Source organism: Vibrio cyclitrophicus, from assembly GCA_023206055.1.
Taxonomy (GTDB): domain Bacteria; phylum Pseudomonadota; class Gammaproteobacteria; order Enterobacterales; family Vibrionaceae; genus Vibrio; species Vibrio cyclitrophicus_A.
In genome coordinates this window covers 525,311-546,893 of the sequence record CP065366.1, presented here as the reverse complement: position 1 = coordinate 546,893, position 21,583 = coordinate 525,311, and the positions used below count along the sequence as shown (strand labels likewise).

General features: G+C 41.4%; 18 protein-coding genes and 1 tRNA gene. 8 read left to right on the top strand and 11 right to left on the bottom strand.

Annotated features, from left to right (window positions below; translation table 11 throughout):
- The first annotated feature begins 89 nt into the window (after positions 1–89).
- Positions 90–1,934 (top strand): RNA polymerase sigma factor RpoD, encoded by a 1,845-nt coding sequence (gene rpoD, locus ITG09_02470; GenBank protein ID UPR52533.1) that lies wholly within the window; start codon positions 90–92, stop codon positions 1,932–1,934.
- 163 nt (positions 1,935–2,097) lie between these two features.
- A tRNA-Ile gene (locus ITG09_02465) sits at positions 2,098–2,173 on the top strand.
- 927 nt (positions 2,174–3,100) lie between these two features.
- Here the strand turns inward: ITG09_02465 and ITG09_02460 are convergent.
- The 5 genes from ITG09_02460 to ITG09_02440 form a co-directional block, all read right to left on the bottom strand.
- Positions 3,101–3,544, bottom strand: coding sequence for a hypothetical protein (locus ITG09_02460; GenBank protein ID UPR52532.1), 444 nt, complete (start codon positions 3,542–3,544; stop codon positions 3,101–3,103).
- Positions 3,541–3,879: an STAS-like domain-containing protein gene (locus ITG09_02455; GenBank protein ID UPR52531.1), complete on the bottom strand. Its 339-nt coding sequence runs from the start codon at positions 3,877–3,879 to the stop codon at positions 3,541–3,543. The genes ITG09_02460 and ITG09_02455 overlap by 4 nt, the downstream gene beginning before the upstream one ends.
- 11 nt (positions 3,880–3,890) lie before the next feature.
- Entirely contained in the window at positions 3,891–4,745 is an 855-nt protein-coding gene (locus ITG09_02450; GenBank protein ID UPR53572.1) for a hypothetical protein, read from the bottom strand.
- A gap of 217 nt (positions 4,746–4,962) precedes the next feature.
- Positions 4,963–6,150: a site-specific integrase gene (locus ITG09_02445; GenBank protein ID UPR52530.1), complete on the bottom strand. Its 1,188-nt coding sequence runs from the start codon at positions 6,148–6,150 to the stop codon at positions 4,963–4,965.
- Positions 6,151–6,159: 9 nt separating this feature from the next.
- Positions 6,160–6,522: a hypothetical protein gene (locus ITG09_02440; GenBank protein ID UPR52529.1), complete on the bottom strand. Its 363-nt coding sequence runs from the start codon at positions 6,520–6,522 to the stop codon at positions 6,160–6,162.
- A 101-nt stretch (positions 6,523–6,623) separates the two neighbouring features.
- Here ITG09_02440 and ITG09_02435 point away from each other — a divergent pair, with 101 nt between their 5' ends.
- The 5 genes from ITG09_02435 (at position 6,624) to ITG09_02415 (ending at position 14,499) form a co-directional block, all read left to right on the top strand.
- Entirely contained in the window at positions 6,624–7,208 is a 585-nt protein-coding gene (locus tag ITG09_02435) for a hypothetical protein (protein UPR52528.1), read from the top strand.
- Positions 7,209–7,506: 298 nt separating this feature from the next.
- The gene (locus ITG09_02430) at positions 7,507–9,108 is read left to right on the top strand and encodes a hypothetical protein (GenBank protein UPR52527.1); all 1,602 of its coding nucleotides are present in this window, start codon (positions 7,507–7,509) and stop codon (positions 9,106–9,108) included.
- A gap of 1,551 nt (positions 9,109–10,659) precedes the next feature.
- Positions 10,660–12,033, top strand: a complete 1,374-nt coding sequence (locus ITG09_02425; GenBank protein ID UPR52526.1) for a hypothetical protein — start codon at positions 10,660–10,662, stop codon at positions 12,031–12,033.
- A 15-nt stretch (positions 12,034–12,048) separates the two neighbouring features.
- A complete protein-coding gene (locus ITG09_02420) occupies positions 12,049–13,800 on the top strand; it encodes an ATP-binding protein (protein ID UPR52525.1) in 1,752 nt (583 codons plus the stop codon).
- Positions 13,801–13,839: 39 nt separating this feature from the next.
- Positions 13,840–14,499 carry a hypothetical protein gene (locus ITG09_02415; protein UPR52524.1) on the top strand — a complete coding sequence of 220 codons (660 nt, stop codon included), beginning with the start codon at positions 13,840–13,842 and terminating at the stop codon, positions 14,497–14,499.
- A 132-nt stretch (positions 14,500–14,631) separates the two neighbouring features.
- Here ITG09_02415 and ITG09_02410 read toward each other — a convergent pair whose 3' ends face one another.
- The 6 genes from ITG09_02410 to ITG09_02385 all read right to left on the bottom strand — a co-directional run bounded on the left by ITG09_02410 (position 14,632) and on the right by ITG09_02385 (position 20,180).
- Positions 14,632–14,832: a hypothetical protein gene (locus tag ITG09_02410; protein ID UPR53571.1), complete on the bottom strand. Its 201-nt coding sequence runs from the start codon at positions 14,830–14,832 to the stop codon at positions 14,632–14,634.
- A gap of 119 nt (positions 14,833–14,951) precedes the next feature.
- Positions 14,952–15,422: a hypothetical protein gene (locus tag ITG09_02405; GenBank protein ID UPR52523.1), complete on the bottom strand. Its 471-nt coding sequence runs from the start codon at positions 15,420–15,422 to the stop codon at positions 14,952–14,954.
- Between the two features lie 1,256 nt (positions 15,423–16,678).
- A complete protein-coding gene (locus ITG09_02400; protein UPR52522.1) occupies positions 16,679–17,728 on the bottom strand; it encodes a sensor histidine kinase in 1,050 nt (349 codons plus the stop codon).
- Positions 17,718–18,476, bottom strand: coding sequence for a hypothetical protein (locus tag ITG09_02395; GenBank protein UPR52521.1), 759 nt, complete (start codon positions 18,474–18,476; stop codon positions 17,718–17,720). Before ITG09_02395 ends, ITG09_02400 begins: the two co-directional genes overlap by 11 nt.
- Positions 18,477–18,620: 144 nt before the next feature.
- Positions 18,621–19,808, bottom strand: a complete 1,188-nt coding sequence (locus ITG09_02390; protein ID UPR52520.1) for a site-specific integrase — start codon at positions 19,806–19,808, stop codon at positions 18,621–18,623.
- A 9-nt stretch (positions 19,809–19,817) separates the two neighbouring features.
- On the bottom strand, positions 19,818–20,180 hold the full coding sequence (locus tag ITG09_02385) for a hypothetical protein (GenBank protein ID UPR52519.1): 363 nt from the start codon (positions 20,178–20,180) through the stop codon (positions 19,818–19,820).
- Between the two features lie 123 nt (positions 20,181–20,303).
- Here ITG09_02385 and ITG09_02380 point away from each other — a divergent pair, with 123 nt between their 5' ends.
- Positions 20,304–21,251, top strand: a complete 948-nt coding sequence (locus tag ITG09_02380; GenBank protein UPR52518.1) for a DUF2971 domain-containing protein — start codon at positions 20,304–20,306, stop codon at positions 21,249–21,251.
- The last annotated feature ends 332 nt before the right edge of the window (positions 21,252–21,583 follow it).

Sequence of the window (21,583 nt, the reverse complement as noted above, 5' to 3'; positions counted from 1 at the left end):
TTAGTCAGCATTTAATAAATTTGTTAACATAATTGGTTTGCATTTGAGAATGCAACGTCCTTCACCAGACCTGAAGTTGGATATCATCTATGGATCAAAATCCGCAGTCACAGCTTAAATTACTTGTTATTAAAGGCAAGGAACAAGGCTATCTGACCTACGCCGAAGTAAACGACCACCTACCTGCAGAAATCGTGGATTCTGAACAGGTAGAAGACATCATTCAAATGATTAACGACATGGGTATCAAGGTAGTTGAAACTGCACCTGATGCTGATGATCTAGCACTTAATGATGACGATGCCAATATAGATGAAGATGCAGCCGAAGCTGCAGCTGCTGCGCTTTCAAGCGTAGAAAGCGAGATTGGCCGTACTACTGACCCAGTTCGTATGTACATGCGTGAAATGGGTACGGTTGAACTACTGACTCGTGAAGGCGAAATCGACATTGCGAAACGTATTGAAGATGGTATCAATACGGTTCAACTTTCTGTTGCTGAGTACCCAGGCACTATTCCATACATCTTGGAACAGTTTGACCGCGTACAAGCAGAAGAGATTCGGTTAACAGACCTAATCAATGGCTTTGTTGACCCAGATGACGATGGTACTGCTGCGCCAACGGCAACTCACATCGGTTCAGAACTTGCTGAAACTGATCTGGAAGACGAAGACAAAGAAGACGCTGAAGACGACGAGGAAGAGGAAGAAGAAGATACAGGTATTGATCCTGAACTTGCTCTTGAGAAGTTCACAGCACTTCGTACTAGCTACCAGAATCGTCAACTAGCGATCAACGAGTACGGCCACGAAAGCCCGAAAGCAATGCTTGCAACGACTATGATGCAAGACGTGTTCAAAGAGTTCCGTCTAACACCAAAACAGTTTGATTACCTAGTAAATGAACTTCGCACTTCAATGGATCGCGTACGTACTCAAGAACGCCTAATCATGCGTCAAACCGTTGAGTACGGCAAAATGCCGAAGAAATCGTTCATTGCTCTATTTACAGGCAATGAATCTAGCGAAGCATGGTTGGACGAAGTTCTTGCTTCAGACAAGCCATACGCTGAAAAGATCAAACGCAACGAACACGACATCCGTCGCTCTATCCAAAAGCTGGATATAATCGAACGTGAAACGTCTCTTACAGTTCAAAGCATCAAAGATATCAGCCGTCGTATGTCTATCGGTGAAGCGAAAGCTCGTCGTGCGAAGAAAGAGATGGTTGAAGCAAACTTACGTCTAGTAATCTCGATTGCTAAGAAGTACACAAACCGTGGTCTACAATTCCTGGATCTAATCCAAGAAGGTAATATCGGTCTGATGAAAGCAGTAGATAAATTTGAATACCGTCGTGGTTACAAGTTCTCTACTTACGCTACTTGGTGGATCCGTCAAGCAATCACTCGTTCGATTGCCGACCAAGCTCGTACTATCCGTATCCCGGTTCACATGATCGAAACGATCAACAAACTAAACCGTATCTCTCGTCAAATGTTACAAGAGATGGGTCGTGAACCACTTCCGGAAGAACTGGCTGAACGCATGCAAATGCCTGAAGACAAGATCCGCAAAGTACTGAAAATTGCTAAAGAGCCAATCTCAATGGAGACACCAATCGGTGACGACGAAGATTCGCACCTAGGTGATTTCATCGAGGATACAACGCTAGAACTACCTCTAGACTCTGCAACGGCAACAAGCCTACGCGGTGCAACTAAAGACGTTCTTGCAGGCCTAACTCCTCGTGAAGCGAAAGTACTTCGTATGCGTTTCGGTATCGACATGAACACTGACCACACTCTTGAAGAAGTAGGTAAACAGTTCGACGTAACTCGTGAACGTATCCGTCAGATCGAAGCAAAAGCACTACGTAAACTTCGTCACCCAAGCCGCTCAGAAACTCTGCGTAGCTTCCTAGACGAATAATCACACGCTTTAATGTGGTTAGCTTTTAAGCATAAGTAAGAAAAGGTGAGCGTTGGCTCACCTTTTTTGTATCTGCGTGATTTAAGTGGCTAAGATGTAAGCGGAATTGCCCCTTATAGTGTCTAGACACCACTGAATGCTTCCCCTATAATCTATGCCCTACGGCCCCTTAGCTCAGTGGTTAGAGCGCACGACTCATAATCGTTCGGTCCCCAGTTCAAATCTGGGAGGGGCCACCAAATTCCGATAAGGCTCATGGAGAAATCCATGGGCCTTTATCTTTTTTAGTCCTTTCCATATCCGGTCTTCGATTACTTCCTGTAAGCACCATTCCATTAGCACCAGTGAAACACTCCACCTAATCACCACAGAACCCGTAAATCTATCTCAGGCTGATATCAACCATCAGTAACCTCTCTTATCTGTACAGCAAGATTCTTCGCTAAATACATACCACTCAACACCAGAACAGAACCCCAGAAAAACTTCCCGACTAAACCAACAAAAATATAACCAACATTCCGTTCCATTAGGTTCAGTAATTTATATAGATATAAATGAGATACCTAAATGGAGTTCTAGCTGAGATCAGTCAGGAGACTCAGCACCGAAGATTAGAACCAGATGACTGTTGAACAATGATGACCAATTACCCTCAGTGGTAATTGGTCTGATATCTCTTAAGTGATTTAGGTTAGTAGTCAGCAGCAGTGAACCTCAGAGCTAGAAACGAAGGCTAATCACTGGACTGGTATTTATACTGGAATCGGTAATCTCAAGGCTAGGAGTGGTTCTAGGGCGAATCTCGTATGCATTAGGGTGAGAAGTTGGGGTAGTCGAATAGGATGTGAATCTGGCTGATTACTGTCCGGACTGTCAGAACCGTCGGCATTGTCATGACTGTCGCAACTGTCAGGGCAACATAAAAAAATACATCTACTGCCGCCGCCGTCAGGAGAAATGCACAACTCAAATAATCCTAAAATCAGGGTGAAAGACCGGACTAGGACCGGACCGACGACGCCGTCAACGAAACCTAGGAAAAGTAATTACTGAAGAAATCAGGTAGAGCAAGGGCTAGAGGAAGATTACAGGGCCAGTCTAGAGAGACCGACCCAGCGACTTAGGATTTTAGGTTGGGGAGATGAGGATTTGGGGGAGTGTATTTATCTGGAATTATGCTCTCGTTCAAAAGCTGAATATAAATCGACCTCAATGGCTTGGGAGGCATTTAATGCATTGTTGAAGCTTGTGATCGAGTTGATTGCACCTAGAGTATATGCTTTTCTTAAGTCGATAAGCCTAGCATTAGATATAGGTACTTTTCTGCTTTGAAGTTGTTCTAATTTAGTTCTAAGTAAACTAAATTTAGCATGAAACTTGACTTCAAAGAGCTGCTGCTTTTCTTGGTCCCAGCCTTTTCTCTCATTAAAACTATTTTCTGCCATTTCAGATAAGTCATTAAGTAATGAGATTGTAGGTGTAATTAGCGAGAACGTTTCGCTTCTCTTAGATGAGCGATTCGCTCTCTTATCTAATAAGTACCAACCAATCCCTGAAATAGTAAATGATATAGCTGCAGATATTAATACATTGCTAACATCACTCACGCCACTTCGGCCTCTGACTCATTGATATATTCCACTATTTCTTCTTCGTAGAGATCATCGTCACAAGTAATAATGAGGGCGTCCAAAAATTTCTCTTTTGTTAAGTACCCTTTAGTAACTACACCACCAAAGCTCTCCGAAAGAAATGAGGAACCGATACCAACAGGAACTCCATTAAGATCCACGTTTATTTTATCACCATCTTGTAGCTTTTCGATAATAGGCTTTAGAATGGAGTCTCTAAACTTCGCCCCAGAAAACTCCCCATCTTCTGGAGATCTTCGACCAAATGGAAATTCTGAAAAGTCTTTTGCTAAATCAATTGTATGCATCATATTAATCTCACTTATATGCAGATTTGCCATTCAACCAAAGTACCGTTAAAAGGAAGAAGACAGGGCTCTACAATTGCATCTTTACCTTCTACCTTACAATAACTCACACTATTTGTACCAACGAAAAGAGTCGATTTTGCTCTAATTTCCGCAGCATCTTCCATATTCTTCGTACCTTTCCCTCGACCTGGGATACCAGTTCGAGTTGTACCGTGAGCCATTGCTCTAGTAATATGTTCGGCTATGGTTTCTTGTTCTGACGCTTTTGGCAAAGAGTTGAGCATTCCACAACCTAAGTCATATATAATATACACTAAACTATATTTACCGCCTCCGGTTGGTTGTAACCAGCATGCTTGCCACCAACGTCTTCCTATGCCACCCAATGGATCCTCTTGATCATCATAAGCATGATTTATAACATTTAGCATAGCTTCGTTAATCCCTTTTGTGAATATCTTAGATTCAGGCCGGGCAAGCTTAACACCACAGTTATGCATTAACTTCAATATTGACGCGAGAGCTTTATTTGGGTCGCTTACTGTTTGAAATGTATGATCTTCATCAAAGAGCCGCGAATATTGACGGTGGCCTAACTCAATGGCTTCCTTCCATTTAGGATCCTTAAAAGTATCAGACATTGTCAACGTGATCACATCATCGTCTTCTTTTCCCATTCTCGCCCGACTAACTTCTGCAAAAAGCATAACCAAAGCGGATGCTGATATTTTTGAGCACTTAGACAGATCAATATGAACTTTTTGTTTTAACTCCCAGATGGTGTATGCGATATTGCTCAGAAAATTAAGGGTATAACCCCTTTGTCCGTAATAAACACATAAGTCTTCAGATACATAAAAATACAACCTGTTTTTCTTGAATTTTACTTTTAACTTTTCATCCAGTCTGTTTATGTATTGTTCTAAACGTGCATCCAAAGCATTAGCTCTCACCTGTAGTATTTAGTTCATACTATCAGTCGCTTAAGAAAACTTGAATTCTAATTTTGATAAGACAACTATCTATGTTTAGAGTTAAGGCGTATTAATGAAAAAGAAAACAGCCAGTCAGCTGTTTTCTCTCCTAACGACTTACATCTCCCACCAACGCAGACACATTAGCACTTACCTCTCTTAGCCTAGAGCTAGCTAAATGAGCATAACGAGTCGAAGTTTGGGGGGACTGGTGCCCAAGCAAATGCTGAACATCATAGAGCGTGGCATTACCACTATTGATTAAAATTGAAGCAAAGCTATGCCTTAAGTCATGAATGCGCAGATCATCATAGATCCCTGCTGCTTTCTTGATTCGAGCGAATGCTTTCTTTGGATGTGCGATAGGTCTACCGGGTGCATCTCCGGCAAAGATATAGGGGTTCTTACGTATCTGAAATCGTCGTTGGTCATGTATTACCTCCTTAGCTAAATTATTGAGCAGAACCGTCCTAGATAACCCCGATTTTGTATGCGGTAGGAATAAGCTCCAATTGCCGTCGTCGTCGACGGTAAGACAGTCCCACTTAGAGTTAGTAATTTCACCAATTCTCATCCCTGTAAGCAGGGCGAATTTTAAAGCATTGCCTTGGGTGCGATTAGGTTCCTCGTTACATGCCTTGATGAAAGATGAAACCTCTTTACGATTCAGGAATCTGTTTCTTAAATTATTCTCCTTAAGCTTCCTTATGTACTGCCCCGGATTCTTGTCCACGAATCCCCACTCCATTGCTAATCTAAAGATCCTAAGAACTAGGGACCGCAATCTATTCACTGTTGATGGTTTCCTTGTTTCTAGGACTCCATCGAGTAGCTTTTGAATGTCTTGTTGGCTGATATCGGTGATGCTTTTCTTGCCCCATTTAGGGTAGAAATGTAGCTTCAAGTTACCGACATCATTCTTAGCGGTGAGTTTGTTCATTCGGGCGTAGGGTAGATAATGCAGCTCCGCAAATTCTTGAAACGTGAGTACATTAGATTTCTCATCCCTCATAGCCTTGGGGTCATTACCTAGAGCTATCTCTCGCTTGTGGTCATTAGCTATCTGTCTAGCGGTGTTGATATCTAACGCAGGATATTCGCCTAATTGAACAGACTTTTTTTTGCCAAAATAGGTGTACCTGAATAGGAACCTGCGTCTCCCTTGTCTGTTGATTATAATTTTTAGACCACTACAGAGCTCATCCGTGTACTCCGTTTCTTTGCTTCGGCTTGTCGACGGCGTTGGCGGTAGTGAATCAAGTTGGCGTTTATTGAATTTGAATTTACGTGATTGCATCAGTCCTCCTTACTCATCAGAGATTGAGAAATGCTGGTGTAACTCAGTGCGGAGTGTCTTAGACATTAATAGGTAGAGGCCTTTACCACTGTCCTCGACAATGCTTAGGGATATAGAAGATCCGTAATCTAGCTCATCGTCGAATTCGGTATAGGTTAGGGCTCGTTTCAGTAGTTCGATATCGTCGACGACGACAGCGTTTAGCTCATGAATTGAGGTGAGGAACCAGAGTTCACATTGCAACTCATCCCATGCCTGTTGGGTCTCAGCTTCATCGTGAAATGGTTCAGTGAGTATAACTTTGACTTGGTCTTGCAGAGTTATAGTGGTTGGTAGGGTTATGATTTGTTGAAGGTTGGTTATTTTGAGCATGATTAACTCCATGGTATTGATATCATGGAGTTAATATGGTTTTGTTTTTAACGTTATTACGGCTAGATTTATGTAAGTCATAACTTAATACAGGTATAAATATGAAAATTGACAAAGATGGATGTTTTGTAGATGACGGGAAAAGCTGGATCTATGTAGGGGCTGATATAAATGATAAGAATTGGTCCAAAGTAGGGAAGACTAAAAACAAGCTATCAACAAGATCTACTTCATCTCAAAATCCACGATATGTGATTTATTTTGCATTTCAGATAAAACATGGGTCAATTCATGAAATAGAAGAACATTTGCTTAGTGAGTTGGAAACAGAATATGAAGGGATTGATCACTTTAGCACTGGAGAAAAAAGTGAGTGCTTTGTTTGTAACCCTGATGATATGAAAAACTATCTGATGTGGTTCATTGAAAATTATTACCCTTCGTCTGTGTACTATGCTAATGGCACTCATGGTGGTCCAATACATTACCGTTGCGATCGGGAGCTTGAAAGGTATTTTACCGAACCAAATAGGAAACCACCTAAAACAGCCTCTAAAGCAAGCAGGAATTTCTCTGCTGGAAATAATGAGTATGATGATTTTAACGAAGATGATGAGGAATTCGACTCTAACCATCCTGATTTTATTAATGACTATAAGATTCAATGGACCTACTTAAAGAAATAATATGCTATCCACTTTACACATTTAAGCCGCACCAATAAATCCTAGATCGTAAGGTTAGTCATACTAAAAATATCACTTTTTATGATGTCCATCATTTGTTAGCACATCAATTGCCACAAAACATACGAGGTATGCTCATTTGACTTCAACGAGGCGAGGGGGAAGCGGGGCCAATATGCCGTAGTTAGTAAGTGAGGTAGATGTAACAAATTGATACCCATAGCTTTGCTAAAGTATATCCCAATGATTGGGGAGTAAACCTTACCTCAAAACCTTCTGTGAAATGGAAAAGACAAATATGTATGATCAACCTCAGAAAATCGAAGCTAGAAAAAGAGCTCTTACTCACGCAGTGGATATTCTGACATCTAAAAGAGAAGAGGCCTCGGTAGTACCTAAAAACTATATTAGAAAAGTAAAAACGCACCTAGAGAAGTCAGAGATCATATCAGACAATAAAGCTGCTGATATTTGTAATGAGGAAACGTGTAAGCTTTGGGAATCTTTTTGGCAAGGAAAGAATGGGATTAAATCTCCTAATGATTTAGTCGTAGCATATCTAGCAGGCCCGAATCCATTGAATGACTTTAACGTATTAGTGGAGCTAGGTGTACATCCACATAATATTTATGCTTTCGAGTCTGACAAAAAAACATTTAACGATGCTCTACACTCTGTCAAGGTCAATAAATACCCATTACTAAAAATAATCAAAACGTCGCTAGAACAGTATTTACAGGCAGTACCCGTTGTTTTCGATATAATCTATTTTGATGCTTGTGGTCCTCTACCAAGTAACTCTCAAGCAACCTTAAGAACGGTTCTAAACATATTCCGCTATCAGCGATTGAGTCCACTAGGCGTGTTAATAACTAATTTTGCTTTGCCAGACACAAGTAAACAAGAACAACTTAACTCATACAGCGACCTTGTATCCAACTATTTATACTCCAAAAGAAGCCTTGAATCAGGAAATCTTGATTGGAATCTTGATGATGGTGCGATTGCTAAGGGCTTTGAGCCTAAAGGAAAAAAGGAAAGTGAATCTTTTTTTCACCAAGTCAGGGCTGACTTCAGAAATTACTACGGTCAATATATTACTAGGCAAATCTTTGATATTAGTTCATTCATAGCGCCCATGGGTAGATTTGCAAACTCTGAGATGTGGAAGTCTCTTTTTAAAGAGAGAGCAGTAGATATAGCCAAACATGCTTCTTCACTTAAGTACTTTGATTCTGAAGGAAATGGAGGAGATTACATCTGTGATGCGACCATGTTTTCTTTGGGTTGGACGGCTACTGCGATGGAAAAAAGAGAAACTGCAGATCTAAACTACCCCAGTTTAGATGAAGCGTCAGCAAAACTAGTTGATAAATGGTTTAGTGAACTAGGTGGATTACCTTCTCCAAGTGTCAATATGCAAACTTCGTTAGACGCTTACAACGTTATTAGAATCGATGAAAGTTACTGTTTGGATGAGTTCAGTGAGTTGCTATCAGGGTATAAATATATGCAGAGTATGTACATGTTCTGTGATGTACCGTCTGCTGAATTAGCTCTATATTCTGTTATATCTCAGTTTTCTTACCCGTCTCATTTTAACGTCGAGCAAACAAAGCGTTTTTCTTATGTCGCAGATGGTAAACAAACAGAGATGTTTCTGGATGTAGTAGTGTTTGACACATGTAGATATATATATGACTGGCTTCCATCGACCGAGCTTGTAAAAGAATCATTCTCAAATGAAGGCCATCAACTTGCCTATAGATTTGCATTAGATGGTTTAGCCAAGCATACCATTAGGTATTGCAATGAGTATTTTTACGGAGCGAATGTTGTGGGCTGGAATCATTCTGGCTTCACTGAAAAGCTGCTAACGCCACGAGAGAAGATTTCTTAACCCCCCAGAACAACCAACCTAAAATCCTAAGTCGCTGGGTCGGTCTCTCTAGACTGGCCCTGTAATCTTCCTCTAGCCCTTGCTCTACCTGATTTCTTCAGTAATTACTTTTCCTAGGTTTCGTTGACGGCGTCGTCGGTCCGGTCCTAGTCCGGTCTTTCACCCTGATTTTAGGATTATTTGAGTTGTGCATTTCTCCTGACGGCGGCGGCAGTAGATGTATTTTTTTATGTTGCCCTGACAGTTGCGACAGTCATGACAATGCCGACGGTTCTGACAGTCCGGACAGTAATCAGCCAGATTCACATCCTATTCGACTACCCCAACTTCTCACCCTAATGCATACGAGATTCGCCCTAGAACCACTCCTAGCCTTGAGATTACCGATTCCAGTATAAATACCAGTCCAGTGATTAGCCTTCGTTTCTAGCTCTGAGGTTCACTGCTGCTGACTACTAACCTAAATCACTTAAGAGATATCAGACCAATTACCACTGAGGGTAATTGGTCATCATTGTTCAACAGTCATCTGGTTCTAATCTTCGGTGCTGAGTCTCCTGACTGATCTCAGCTAGAACTCCATTTAGGTATCTCATTTATATCTATATAAATTACTGAACCTAATGGAACGGAATGTTGGTTATATTTTTGTTGGTTTAGTCGGGAAGTTTTTCTGGGGTTCTGTTCTGGTGTTGAGTGGTATGTATTTAGCGAAGAATCTTGCTGTACAGATAAGAGAGGTTACTGATGGTTGATATCAGCCTGAGATAGATTTACGGGTTCTGTGGTGATTAGGTGGAGTGTTTCACTGGTGCTAATGGAATGGTGCTTACAGGAAGTAATCGAAGACCGGATATGGAAAGGACTAAAAAAGATAAAGGCCCATGGATTTCTCCATGAGCCTTATCGGAATTTGGTGGCCCCTCCCAGATTTGAACTGGGGACCGAACGATTATGAGCGAAGTCCCGACCCCATACGCAGTGGAATCAACATAGCAACGCTGCCCCGAACCTAACCTGGAAACTCTCTCTAGCCTTACTTCGCAATCACTTATCGAAATTCAGAGCTTAATCTACTGTCGCCACCGTCGCGGAAATTCAGAAAATGATTGGGTTGAGAGTGTTCAGAAAGACCGGAGTGGGACCAAATCAAAATACCAAAACGAGAAATATATCACATTTACTGTAATTTAAGGCTTTCTAAAACGGCTTAAAACGGGCGTTTACCTGATTTTATACCCGAAAAAAAATCACATTACACCCATCCCCCTGTTTAAAGGGGTTTTAGAGCGTATTAGAGCTATCGGCCGTAAAAAAGGCGTGTGTCAATCGATAAAAGGCACTGTTTTTAAAGGCTATTTTTATCTTTGACCAATAGAGATAAGTGTTAAATAATCTAATCCGTCAACGCAGAAATGCATAGACATTGGACTTAAAAGGGAGCTGTAACTCCCTTAAAAATCCAAAGCTCTTTAACAATTTGGAAAGGCTGAATAATGCTTCATTGGTTAATGATTGGCGTCGAGAACCAATGAAGTTATAGAGGATTCAATGCAATCTAATCATGCTAAAGAACCTCAGTATCATTGCGATGCTGAGTTCTCTAATTCTATGAAGTTGAACAGCGCAAAGCAAGCAGCGTATAAGTTCGCACTCGCAAAACATCTTTCTGTCTGCCATCCACCAGAAAATACATCATTAGCAAACGAGTTATGCCGACTCGTTGCTTCATACGATGACTGCAAAGATATACCATCAACGACTTTAACGAAGCAGTTGAGCGAATACACCAAGCACAAATCAGATGTATTTGATGAGGATGCCAAGGCTTATATTTTTAGCTGTGTAGAACGCTACCAACGTGGAATACCAATACACATTGGTCGTTTGCTCAAGTGCCAAAGCCGTATTGAACGTTTCAAAGCAGACCACGATGAACTGCTAGAACTAGGGCTAATATACATAAACCAACATCAGGAGATAACAATTGAGGACCCTACCCCTTATCTGTTGCCCTCTGAGTGGTCTAAATGGCCCAAGTCTAACAATGGTTCGTTAAGTGTCGAAAGGGAACCGCTTCAACACGCACCAGTAGCACTCGCTCAGAAGTTATATCGCGCCCTCTCTTTTTACAGATATCGGAGTTTACTTCGCTTTAATGTAAATCACCGGGGAATGCACTTTGACTACCCTAACCCATTCGCTGCATCCAGTGGACGAGAAGCCCCAAAAGGTGGTTCGTTCATCTATCTACCTAAAGATGCTCGCCACTATTTGTTAAAGCCACTCAAAGGCAAAAAGATCATTACCTTAGATTGGTGCTCTCAAGAACCTGCGTCACTCGCTGCACTCGCTGGCGACACAGAACTTTGGAATGCTTATCTCAAGGGCGATCTTTATACCGAACTTCAACGCCGTTCCAAGCTATTTTCGGACCTAGACCGAAAGCAGTTTAAAGTGCTGTGTATCAGTCATCTCTATGGCTGCACACCACACGGAATAGCAAAAAAGTTTCAGGTAACGCCGACGGTGGCGACGGTTTGGGATAACGAACTCAAACGCATTTTCTTTAAGGTCAACCAATACCTCGACCACAAAGTAAATGAAGCTCGCTCCCTTGGGTATGCCGAAGTCACAGGCTTTAAGCGAACCATAACGGCTGACACCAAGCAAACTTCTATTCGCAACTTCTTCGTTCAGGCCACCTGCGCACGAATGCTCTGGCTGCTTTGTATCAAGCTAAATCAACTTCACATTCCCCTCATTTTCGCTATTCACGATGCAATAGGTATCGAAGCCGACATTGACGATATGAACACTGAAATCATGGCAAAACAAGCTATGGCTGACGTATCAGAATCTGTCTTAGGCTCAGGTTTCCAGTTACTCAGTGAACGTGAAGATGAGGTATCTACACCACATTAGAATTAGAGAACAATCATGAAATTCAAAAAGAAAAATAGCGTAACGAATACGACACCATTTAGCCGTCTAGCAAAAATCATTAGTGTCCATTTAACGCAAACCATCAAATCTAACAGCAACAAAATTTCAGGGGAGGCAGTAGAACAAGCACTAGAGCAAGCAAGTAACCATTGCGCTATAGCACTACATGACGGACAAGGAGCATTACTCATTGGTGGCGATGCGGTGAACTACGCCATTCCACTTGATAGTAAAGAAGCACAAGGGATCTTTTTGCAAGCAGCCCGTTCTTCGGGTGCAATTTCTCTTACTCAACGCGATTTAAGTAGTGCCATTGATGCTCTCAAACTGAACGCCACAATTCAGGGGGATGAAGCTCATATTTCAGTGTTCAATAGTTACATTAATGACGATTTTCCAGAACAAGGCGTGATACTAAATACTAATTGTCCCGATGGAACTGCGCTATCTATCACTAATGGCAGTGTTGATTACGTCAATGAAGTGACTGAGGTCACGTTCAAATGGGCTCCGAATAATGGCGCTTTAACTTATAACAAGGAGGCTAGTACCAAAGACACACCCACAAAACTGCATGAGCTATTCAGCAATCTATCGTATGAAAAGTTCATGCTCACAATGGCCTACGCTTCGTTTATCCTAACCCACCCTCGTAGTAACGGGCTAACGTTCCCTATCTTCTACTTATATGGTGAGGCTGGAACAGGCAAAACAACAGTCGCACGTCTGATCACAAAGCTTCTCGGCTTGGGAGAAACCAGCGTTAAATCTCAACCAAAATCAACGAAAGATCTCGTAGCTAGTGCAGCGCACAATTACGTTTTGTGCTTTGACAACTGCGGTTCAATCAATGCTGAACTATCAAACGCATTATGCGGTGTCGCTACAGGAAATACGGTATCTGACCGTAGGTTGCATACAAACAACGAAGAAGTTAACACGCAATTGCACCAACCTCTAATATTGACATCAATTGAATTTGCAAAGCAGTACGACTTAACCACTCGTTCACTCTTCTTAAAAGCAGATAAACCCGCTATCAGCTATTCGAGCGATACCGAAATTTTCCGCGTTCTAGATTCTATGTTAACGGAAGCACAAAGTTGGTTGCTAGAAACATCGGCAAGCGCAATGAATCTCAAAGGCTTAGTCGAACCAATTCTGAAGCATCGTGCCGGTGATTTCTGTCATTGGCTTGCTGCTTTTGAATCAGCTGTAGGAATTGAAGAACAACAGCTTCAAAAACACGTCCATCAAGTACAGCAAGATGCAATCAAACATCAAGCGCTTGACCATGATGACGTGCTTGCAACTATCGTCGCCATCGTCGGCGAATACGGCAAATTTGAAGGAAATCCCACGGAGGTACATAAACAACTTACGAGCTATGCAGAGACATTAGGCCGTTTACCTAAACAATGGCCTCTTAATGCATCTGCCATGTCCAACAAGCTAAACCGCCTTGTAGACCAACTAGCCAAGCAAGGTGTAGAGGTTATTTCAGGCGGAAATCGTGGCACTAATGGTCGTAAGCTCATTGTTCAACCACTAGAAATCATCGACACCGACGAGGCTCATAGTGAAAGCATTAGCGAATCACCATACATCCCAAGCCCAAATATTTGGGACGATGTTGAAGATGATTCATTTGACGATGACACTAATGACGACATTCCAAATGACGAATCTGATACTCCAATCGACCAAGAAGAAGCAAACCGCCGTGTTTGCGAGATGCTTGGTTAATCAACCGTTTAAAAATCTATACTATTAAGGAGATACACAATGAAATCGAATAACTATGATATTGCTATCAATAAATGCATCGAAATTAACAACTCACATTATGATGAATATTGCGGGGGACTAGACACCATCAACATGGGAAATGAATACTTCCCCGATATCTTTATTCCTGAAAGTTGGGGAGGTGCGGCTTCACCTAATGCCATTGAGATAGCTAACCAATTAATGGCTGCTTTCAAAGTAGAAGTAATATCCATCGGTTGGCTTAATCCAGAGCATCTAGACTCACCTGATTACACTTACTTAACAGTTAAAGCCTCACTTAGCCTAGCGTTACTAAAAGATGTCCACCCTATGCTTGCTGATAAAATCGCGACTATCTCAGGCGAGCTGCGCTTGAGTTATGAAGCAACATCAACGATAGATTTTATCACAGAGGAGCAATTTAGTTTACCCCCATGTATTTGCGAAGTGTTCCAATCTCTATGTGATGAAAATATTTTAGAACTGGCAGATATGGAACTGGCTAGCTTGCTTTCCGCAGGTATCGCATCACTTAGCTACTCTAGTGAGAAAAAATACGGCACTGGTACCCCTTACACAGACAACCTATGTTGTAGTCGCTTGTTTGAGAGTGTAAATGGACCAAGTAACGATAATACGGATGCATTTTTTACAGAGCTTGATTTAGTAATTTAAGTTTCGACATGCTCATTGATATGGTCAAGAATCGCAACACCTCCCACCATATTGTTCACTAACACTCAGCCTTTCCATTTTGTTTCTTATCATCAAAAAAAGTAGAGATGTTTATCCCTACTCTCTCTAGTGCTAATCGACCTTGCCAAACACGGCCCCTAACACTCCGCCAACAACTGCTCCAATAGGTGTACCAAATGGATGAGGGACTCTAGAGCCAATCATGCCTCCAATTACACAGCCCCGTTTAGCCCCCTCGACACTAAACTCAACCTCGTACTTATTCGGCTTTTTTACCGATGGGTCATAAACTGAAAGTGCGTTATTTTTCATCATGTATTTTCCTATATTGCAGATATGAAAAAAGGCGATATCACTGCTGATCTCGCCCTGATTAAATGTGATTGCTACACAAGCCATCAAAGACCAAAATTCTACTGATTCCTCTCATGTCAGCTTTGTTGGTCTTTCACTAAGAGCAGTAACGCATCTCTGTTCTCTTGGTACTTTTCAGATACCACATGTTGATACATAGAAGCTCCGGCTCTCGTCGCTAGACCAAGGCCACGCACTATAGCAGCGCAGAATCCTTGATTGTTCGCTGAGCCTTTTTCATACAATTCTTTATACAACTGGCTTTTCCACGGCTTATCACCTTGAGACTCTATTAGTGCTAGTAGCTGAGATAATTGAATCCAGTGTTTAGAGTGCAATCCTGCCCCACCAGATTGCCCTGCAATACGAAAATAAAGTTGTTGGTCTTTACTGGTCTGAGCAATTTCATAAATCACCGAGCCTTTAGACCTCGCCCCCAACTTGGGAACTTCTCCTGATTTCAGTACGTTAGAAAATGGATTATCTGTTGCGGGATCATCTTTATTATCTACCTGAGTATTTTTCTCATTTATTTTTGGCTTCTTCATAGCGATTCCTTGAACTTATTTAGTTAGAAATAAGAAAGCCCCTCGCCAGTCTAATCTAGCAAGGGGCCTTACAATTCAATAATATAAGTTCATATCGACACTTATTACGTCTAAGAATTCTTCCTGTCTTTTCCGGTCCCACTCCGGTCTTTCTGAACACTCTCAACCCAATCATTTTCTGAATTTCCGCGACGGTGGCGACAGTAGATTAAGCTCTGAATTTCGATAAGTGATTGCGAAGTAAGGCTAGAGAGAGTTTCCAGGTTAGGTTCGGGGCAGCGTTGCTATGTTGATTCCACTGCGTATGGGGTCGGGACTTCGCTCATAATCGTTCGGTCCCCAGTTCAAATCTGGGAGGGGCCACCAAATTCCGATAAGGCTCATGAAGAAATTCATGGGCCTTTATCTTTTCTAGTCCTTTCCATATCCGGTCTTTGATTACTTCCTGTAAGCACGATTCCATTAGCACCACTAAAACACTCCACCTAATCACCACAGAACCCATAAATCTACCTCAGGCTAATATCAACCATCAGTAACCTCTCTTATCTGTACGACACGATTCTGCGCTAGATACATACCACTCAACACCAGAACAGAACCCCAGAAAAATTTCCCGACTAAACCAACAAAAATATAACCAACATTCCGTTCCATTAGGTTCAGTAATTTATATAGATATAAATGAGATACCTAGATGGAGTTCTAGCTGAGATCAGTCAGGAGACTCAGCACCGAAGATTAGAACCAGATGACTGTTGAACAATGATGACCGATTACCCTCAGGGGTAATCGGTCTGATATCTCTTAAGTGATTTAGGTTAGTCGTCAGCAGCAGTGAACCACAGAACCAGAAACGAAGGCTAATCACTGGACTGGTATTTATACTGGAATCAGTAGTCTCAACGCTAGGAGTGGTTCTAGGGTGAATCTCGTATGTGTTAGGGGGAGAAGTTGGGTTGAGGGAATGGGTTAGTGGAATCAGATGAAAATCTAGTGTGGCTATCCCGTCGACGACGACGGCAAACTGGACAGAAAACCTAAATAGGAAATTTAAATAGGGTTGGTGTCCACTCTTTGGGTTCTAAAATCAGGGTGAAAGACCGGACTAGGACCGGACCGACGACGCCGTCAACAAAACCTAGGGAAAGTAATTACTGATGAAGTCAGGTAGAACAAGGGCTAGGGAGAGATTACAGGGCCAGTCTAGAGAGACCGACCCAGCGACTTAGGATTTTAGGTTGAGTGATGGGGAGTTATTTATCTGTAATTTTCAAAAAAAATAGATTTTCAGCTTGAGGTAGATCGTTGTAGTCATAGTTTAGTTTCATGCTTTTAGCCCCAATCTCGAAACTATGAGCCTCCGCTACAATGTTAGATACGTAAAGGCCTAACCCTTTTCCATCATGGTGTGTCTTTCGAGCCCAAGGAGTTCTATACCCTCTATCAAATAACTTCTCTAATTGAGTATTTGGGATGAAATTCCCTGTAGAAATCACGTTTATGGTTAGTGAGTTAGAAAACTCTTCAAACCTTACCTTGATTTCATCACTTGACGAGTACTTAATCGCATTTTGTAGAAATGACAATGGGATGATCTTAAATGACTCATAGATATCATAATTTTTATCTACTCGGCCACTTAGCCGGATTTTCTTGTTAAAAGCACTAGCCTCTGAGTGTTCAACCACACGCACAATCTTATCTATCATTCGATAGATATCAGTAGAGCGTTTTCTTCCGTATTTTGCAGCATTAGGATTGAAGTAAATCCCTGTTGTTTCCAACGAATCTTTGAGCATTACTGAAGATTTGTAGAGGCTTTTTACATTTTTTGGCGCTTTTTTTTCAGCGTCTTTTGGGGTATCACCATAATTACGAAGAATTTTATCTGAATAATGGTGTATTTGATCACACCACTTAGTTACTTCATGAAATTTATCAAAGTCTTCACTAGCTTTTTGAAAGACAAGTTGATCGAGGCGGTTACTAAAAGTATTTAGATAGCTAAACCATTTTTGTGCATACTCTAAGGTGACACTTCGTCCACGATATTTTTTTGATAGCCTACTGTTATCTGAGATGACATCAACGATAGCTACATCTAGACCATTGACCTTTTTAAGATAGTGGGTAAATCCATGAGTGCATACTACAGGCTTTATAATGTTAAGGTGTTCATTTTTGTAACAATCCTCTGTACAAATACCATTGCGTTTAATTTTGTTCCCGTCATAAATCTTCCCATTAACTATTATGGGGAAGTTATGACTAATCAACCCATCCTTTAGGAAATCACGAATCAAAATTTATCCTCTTCACTATTTTATCTGCGATAGTCGATATTTTTTCTGAATACTTATGATTTGTATTCACGTGAATTGTGTTGCACAACTCTTCATGAGTAACCGCACCAGAAAAGAATTTAATTAAGCATTTGTTTATCAATTTTTCTTGCTTGGATTTTGAACAAGCAATCATATCCGACAACTTCTCGGTCATCATATCCACATCAATATTGCTATCAATCAAATCAGAGATAGATCGTTCTATGTTCTCTTCTCTAATGGGTTTATTTAGTACGTCATCAGAGTTTTCAAAAAAGGAATTGAGGTTTAATTGATATTTTCCTGAAGATACAGCTATGACCATGATACTTGGTTTTGCCTTCTTGATTAGCTTCAATAACTTCGCGCCACCTGTTTCCATGTCCTCTTGTACTACACCTTTTACATCAAGGAAGATCATGTCAAAGTTGAGTAACTTATCTACTTCGTTGAGTGAGATTGATTCAAAAGTAGATACTTTATAATCAAGGCTTCGTAGATACTGGATAGGAAAATCATCAATTTCATCATCAACAATGGCGATCTTGTACTCTTTCCTTAACTTAAGTGACTTCAAATACCCGTGAACATCAACTGGTTCTTTAAACTTTTTATACTTATATAGGCAGAATCTCACTACTCCCCAAATAAGCCCTCCAATAGCTATAAGTGCCGCAATAAACCCCAAAGGCGTATTCCACTCAGAGATAACTTGTTGAATATTCATATTTAACCTCAAAGAAAGATGTACCTGATTATACTCTCAAACAATATGCAACTAAACCATTGGTATCATTAATAGATCCCAAACGTGGTATAAAATAATGGTGTTTTAAAAAAGCAGTGCCCTAAATGTTCACTGCTTTCTTTCCTAACTACTCACATCCCCTACCAACTCTGACACATTAGCACTTACCTCTCTCAACCTAGAACTAGCCAAATGAGCATACCTAGTCGAAGTTTGAGGGCTCTGGTGCCCAAGTAGATGCTGAACATCATAGAGCGTCGCATTTCCGCTGTTTATAAGGATCGAAGCGAATGAGTGCCTGAGGTCGTGTATACGGAAATCATCGTAGATGCCTGCTGCTTTCTTGATTCGGGCGAATGCCTTCTTCGGATGTGCGATAGGTCTACCGGGTGCATCTCCGGCAAAGATGTAGGGGTTCTTACGTATCTGAAATCGTCGTTGGTCATGTATTACCTCCTTAGCTAAATTATTGAGTAAAACCGTCCTTGATAACCCCGATTTAGTGTGGGGTAGGAATAGGCTCCAATTGCCGTCGTCGTCGACGGTAAGACAGTCCCACTTAGAGTTAGTTATTTCACCAATTCTCATCCCGGTAAGCAGTGCGAATTTTAAGGCATTCCCTTGGGTACGATTGGGTTCTTCGTTACATGCCTTGATGAAGGATGAAACCTCTTTGCGGTTCAGGAATCTGTTTCTTAAATTATTCTCCTTAAGCTTCCTTACGTATTGCCCCGGATTCTTGTCCACGAATCCCCACTCCATCGCTAATCTGAACATTCTAAGGGCTAAGGAACGTAATCTATTCACTGTTGATGGTTTCCTTGTTTCTAGGACCCCATCGAGTAGCTTTTGAATGTCTTGTTGGCTGATATCGGTGATACTTTTCTTGCCCCATTTGGGGTAGAAATGAAGCTTTAAGTTACCAATATCATTCTTAGCAGTGAGTTTGTTCATTCGGGCATAGGGTAAGTAGTGCTCTTCCGCAAACTCGAAGAAGGTTAGTACATTGGATTTTTCATCCCTCATAGCCTTTGGGTCATTGCCTAGTGCGATATCTCGCTTGTGGTCATTAGCTATCTGCCTAGCAGTGTTGATATCTAACGCAGGATATTCACCTAATTGAACAGATTTTTTTTTACCAAAATAGGTGTACCTGAATAGGAACCTGCGCCTCCCTTGTCTGTTGATTATAATTTTTAGACCACTACAGAGCTCATCCGTGTACTCCGTTTCTTTGCTTCGACTTGTCGACGGCGTCGGCGGTAGTGAATCAAGTTGGCGTTTATTGAATTTGAACTTACGTGATTGCATCAATCCCCCTTACTCATCTGAGATTGAGAAATGCTGGTGTAATTCAGTGCGGAGTGTCTTAAGCATCAGTAGGTAGAGCCCCTTGCCACTGTCCTCGACAATGCTTAGGGATATAGAAGCTCCGTAATCTAGATCATCTTCGAATTCGGTATAGGCTAGGGCTCGCTTCAGCAGTTCGATATCGTCGACGACGACAGCGTTTAGCTCATTAATCGAGGTGAGGAACCAGAGTTCACATTGCAGTTCATCCCATGCCTGTTGGGTTTCAGCGTCATCGTGGAATGGTTCGGTGAGTATGGATTTGATTTGTTCTTGCAGAGTTGTAGTGGTTGGTAGGGTTATGATTTGTTGAAGGTTGGTTATTTTGAGCATAATTAACTCCATGTTATGGGTAACATATGGTTAATATGATCTTGATTTTATTGATGATTCGGCAATGATAGATAAGTTCAGTGTGGTAACGTATGTATCTTAACGACTAATAGAGGTTTACTTATGTTGGAGCCCCCCAAGAAAGTATACAGGTACCAAAAATTTAGTGAATTGAGCTTAGAGGCTCTATGTCTTGACCAATTATTTTTCTCTGATCCTGCTGCTTTCAACGATCCTTTAGACTGCCAACCATGTGTAGAGTCTGACTCTAACCTTGATGAATTACGCTTAATTTATCGTAGACAGTTAGAGAAACGAGTTGAGTCTGAGACATTAGCTTCGTTGAAAAAGGCTAATTTAGAAGGGAAAAGTGCACATTTACATGCTTTAAGTGTTGTTGAACAGTATGTAGAACGCGAGTTAGAGGACATTAGATATCACGCAACTAACCCTGATTATACTAATGGCCAATATGAAGCGGAATGTAACTTGCTGACTTTTGCGATACAGAGAGAACTTCTAAAGGAATACGATAGAGGGATTTGTTGTTTCTCTTCGTCTGATTTAAACCCTTTACTTTGGAGCCATTACGGGGATCAGCACCATGGGATTTGTGTAGGGTATGATTTGAATCGAACTCCCAAGCCCAACCTCCATAAAGTAACTTACGGTGGAAATAGAATTATTCATACAAGCTTAATATTAAAAGCAATTGTGGAAGGTCGGAATGACTACAGGGAGGAACTCGATAAAAATGTACTTTTACGGAAAGCTCTGCCATGGAGTTACGAAGAAGAATGGCGTCTATTGAGTAAACGAGGGATTCAAGATTCACCATTGGCTCTCAAAGATATTACTTTTGGGTTACGTTGTTCCAGCGGCGTTAAGCATGCTGTTATAGCTGCGCTAGAAGGGAGAACTGACGGTGTGTCTTTTTATGAGATCTACCAACATAGAGGAAGTTTTGATCTAAAAACGCAACCTGTAGATAGTGAGTTTCTACATGGCTTGCCACGAACATCTAGGTCAGGACAAGAAATATTTGGCCAAGTACCTGATTGGAAAATTTAACTTCCCCAACCTCCCCATCACTCAACCTAAAATCCTAAGTCGCTGGGTCGGTCTCTCTAGACTGGCCCTGTAATCTCTCCCTAGCCCTTGTTCTACCTGACTTCATCAGTAATTACTTTCCCTAGGTTTTGTTGACGGCGTCGTCGGTCCGGTCCTAGTCCGGTCTTTCACCCTGATTTTAGAACCCAAAGAGTGGACACCAACCCTATTTAAATTTCCTATTTAGGTTTTCTGTCCAGTTTGCCGTCGTCGTCGACGGGATAGCCACACTAGATTTTCATCTGATTCCACTAACCCATTCCCTCAACCCAACTTCTCCCCCTAACACATAC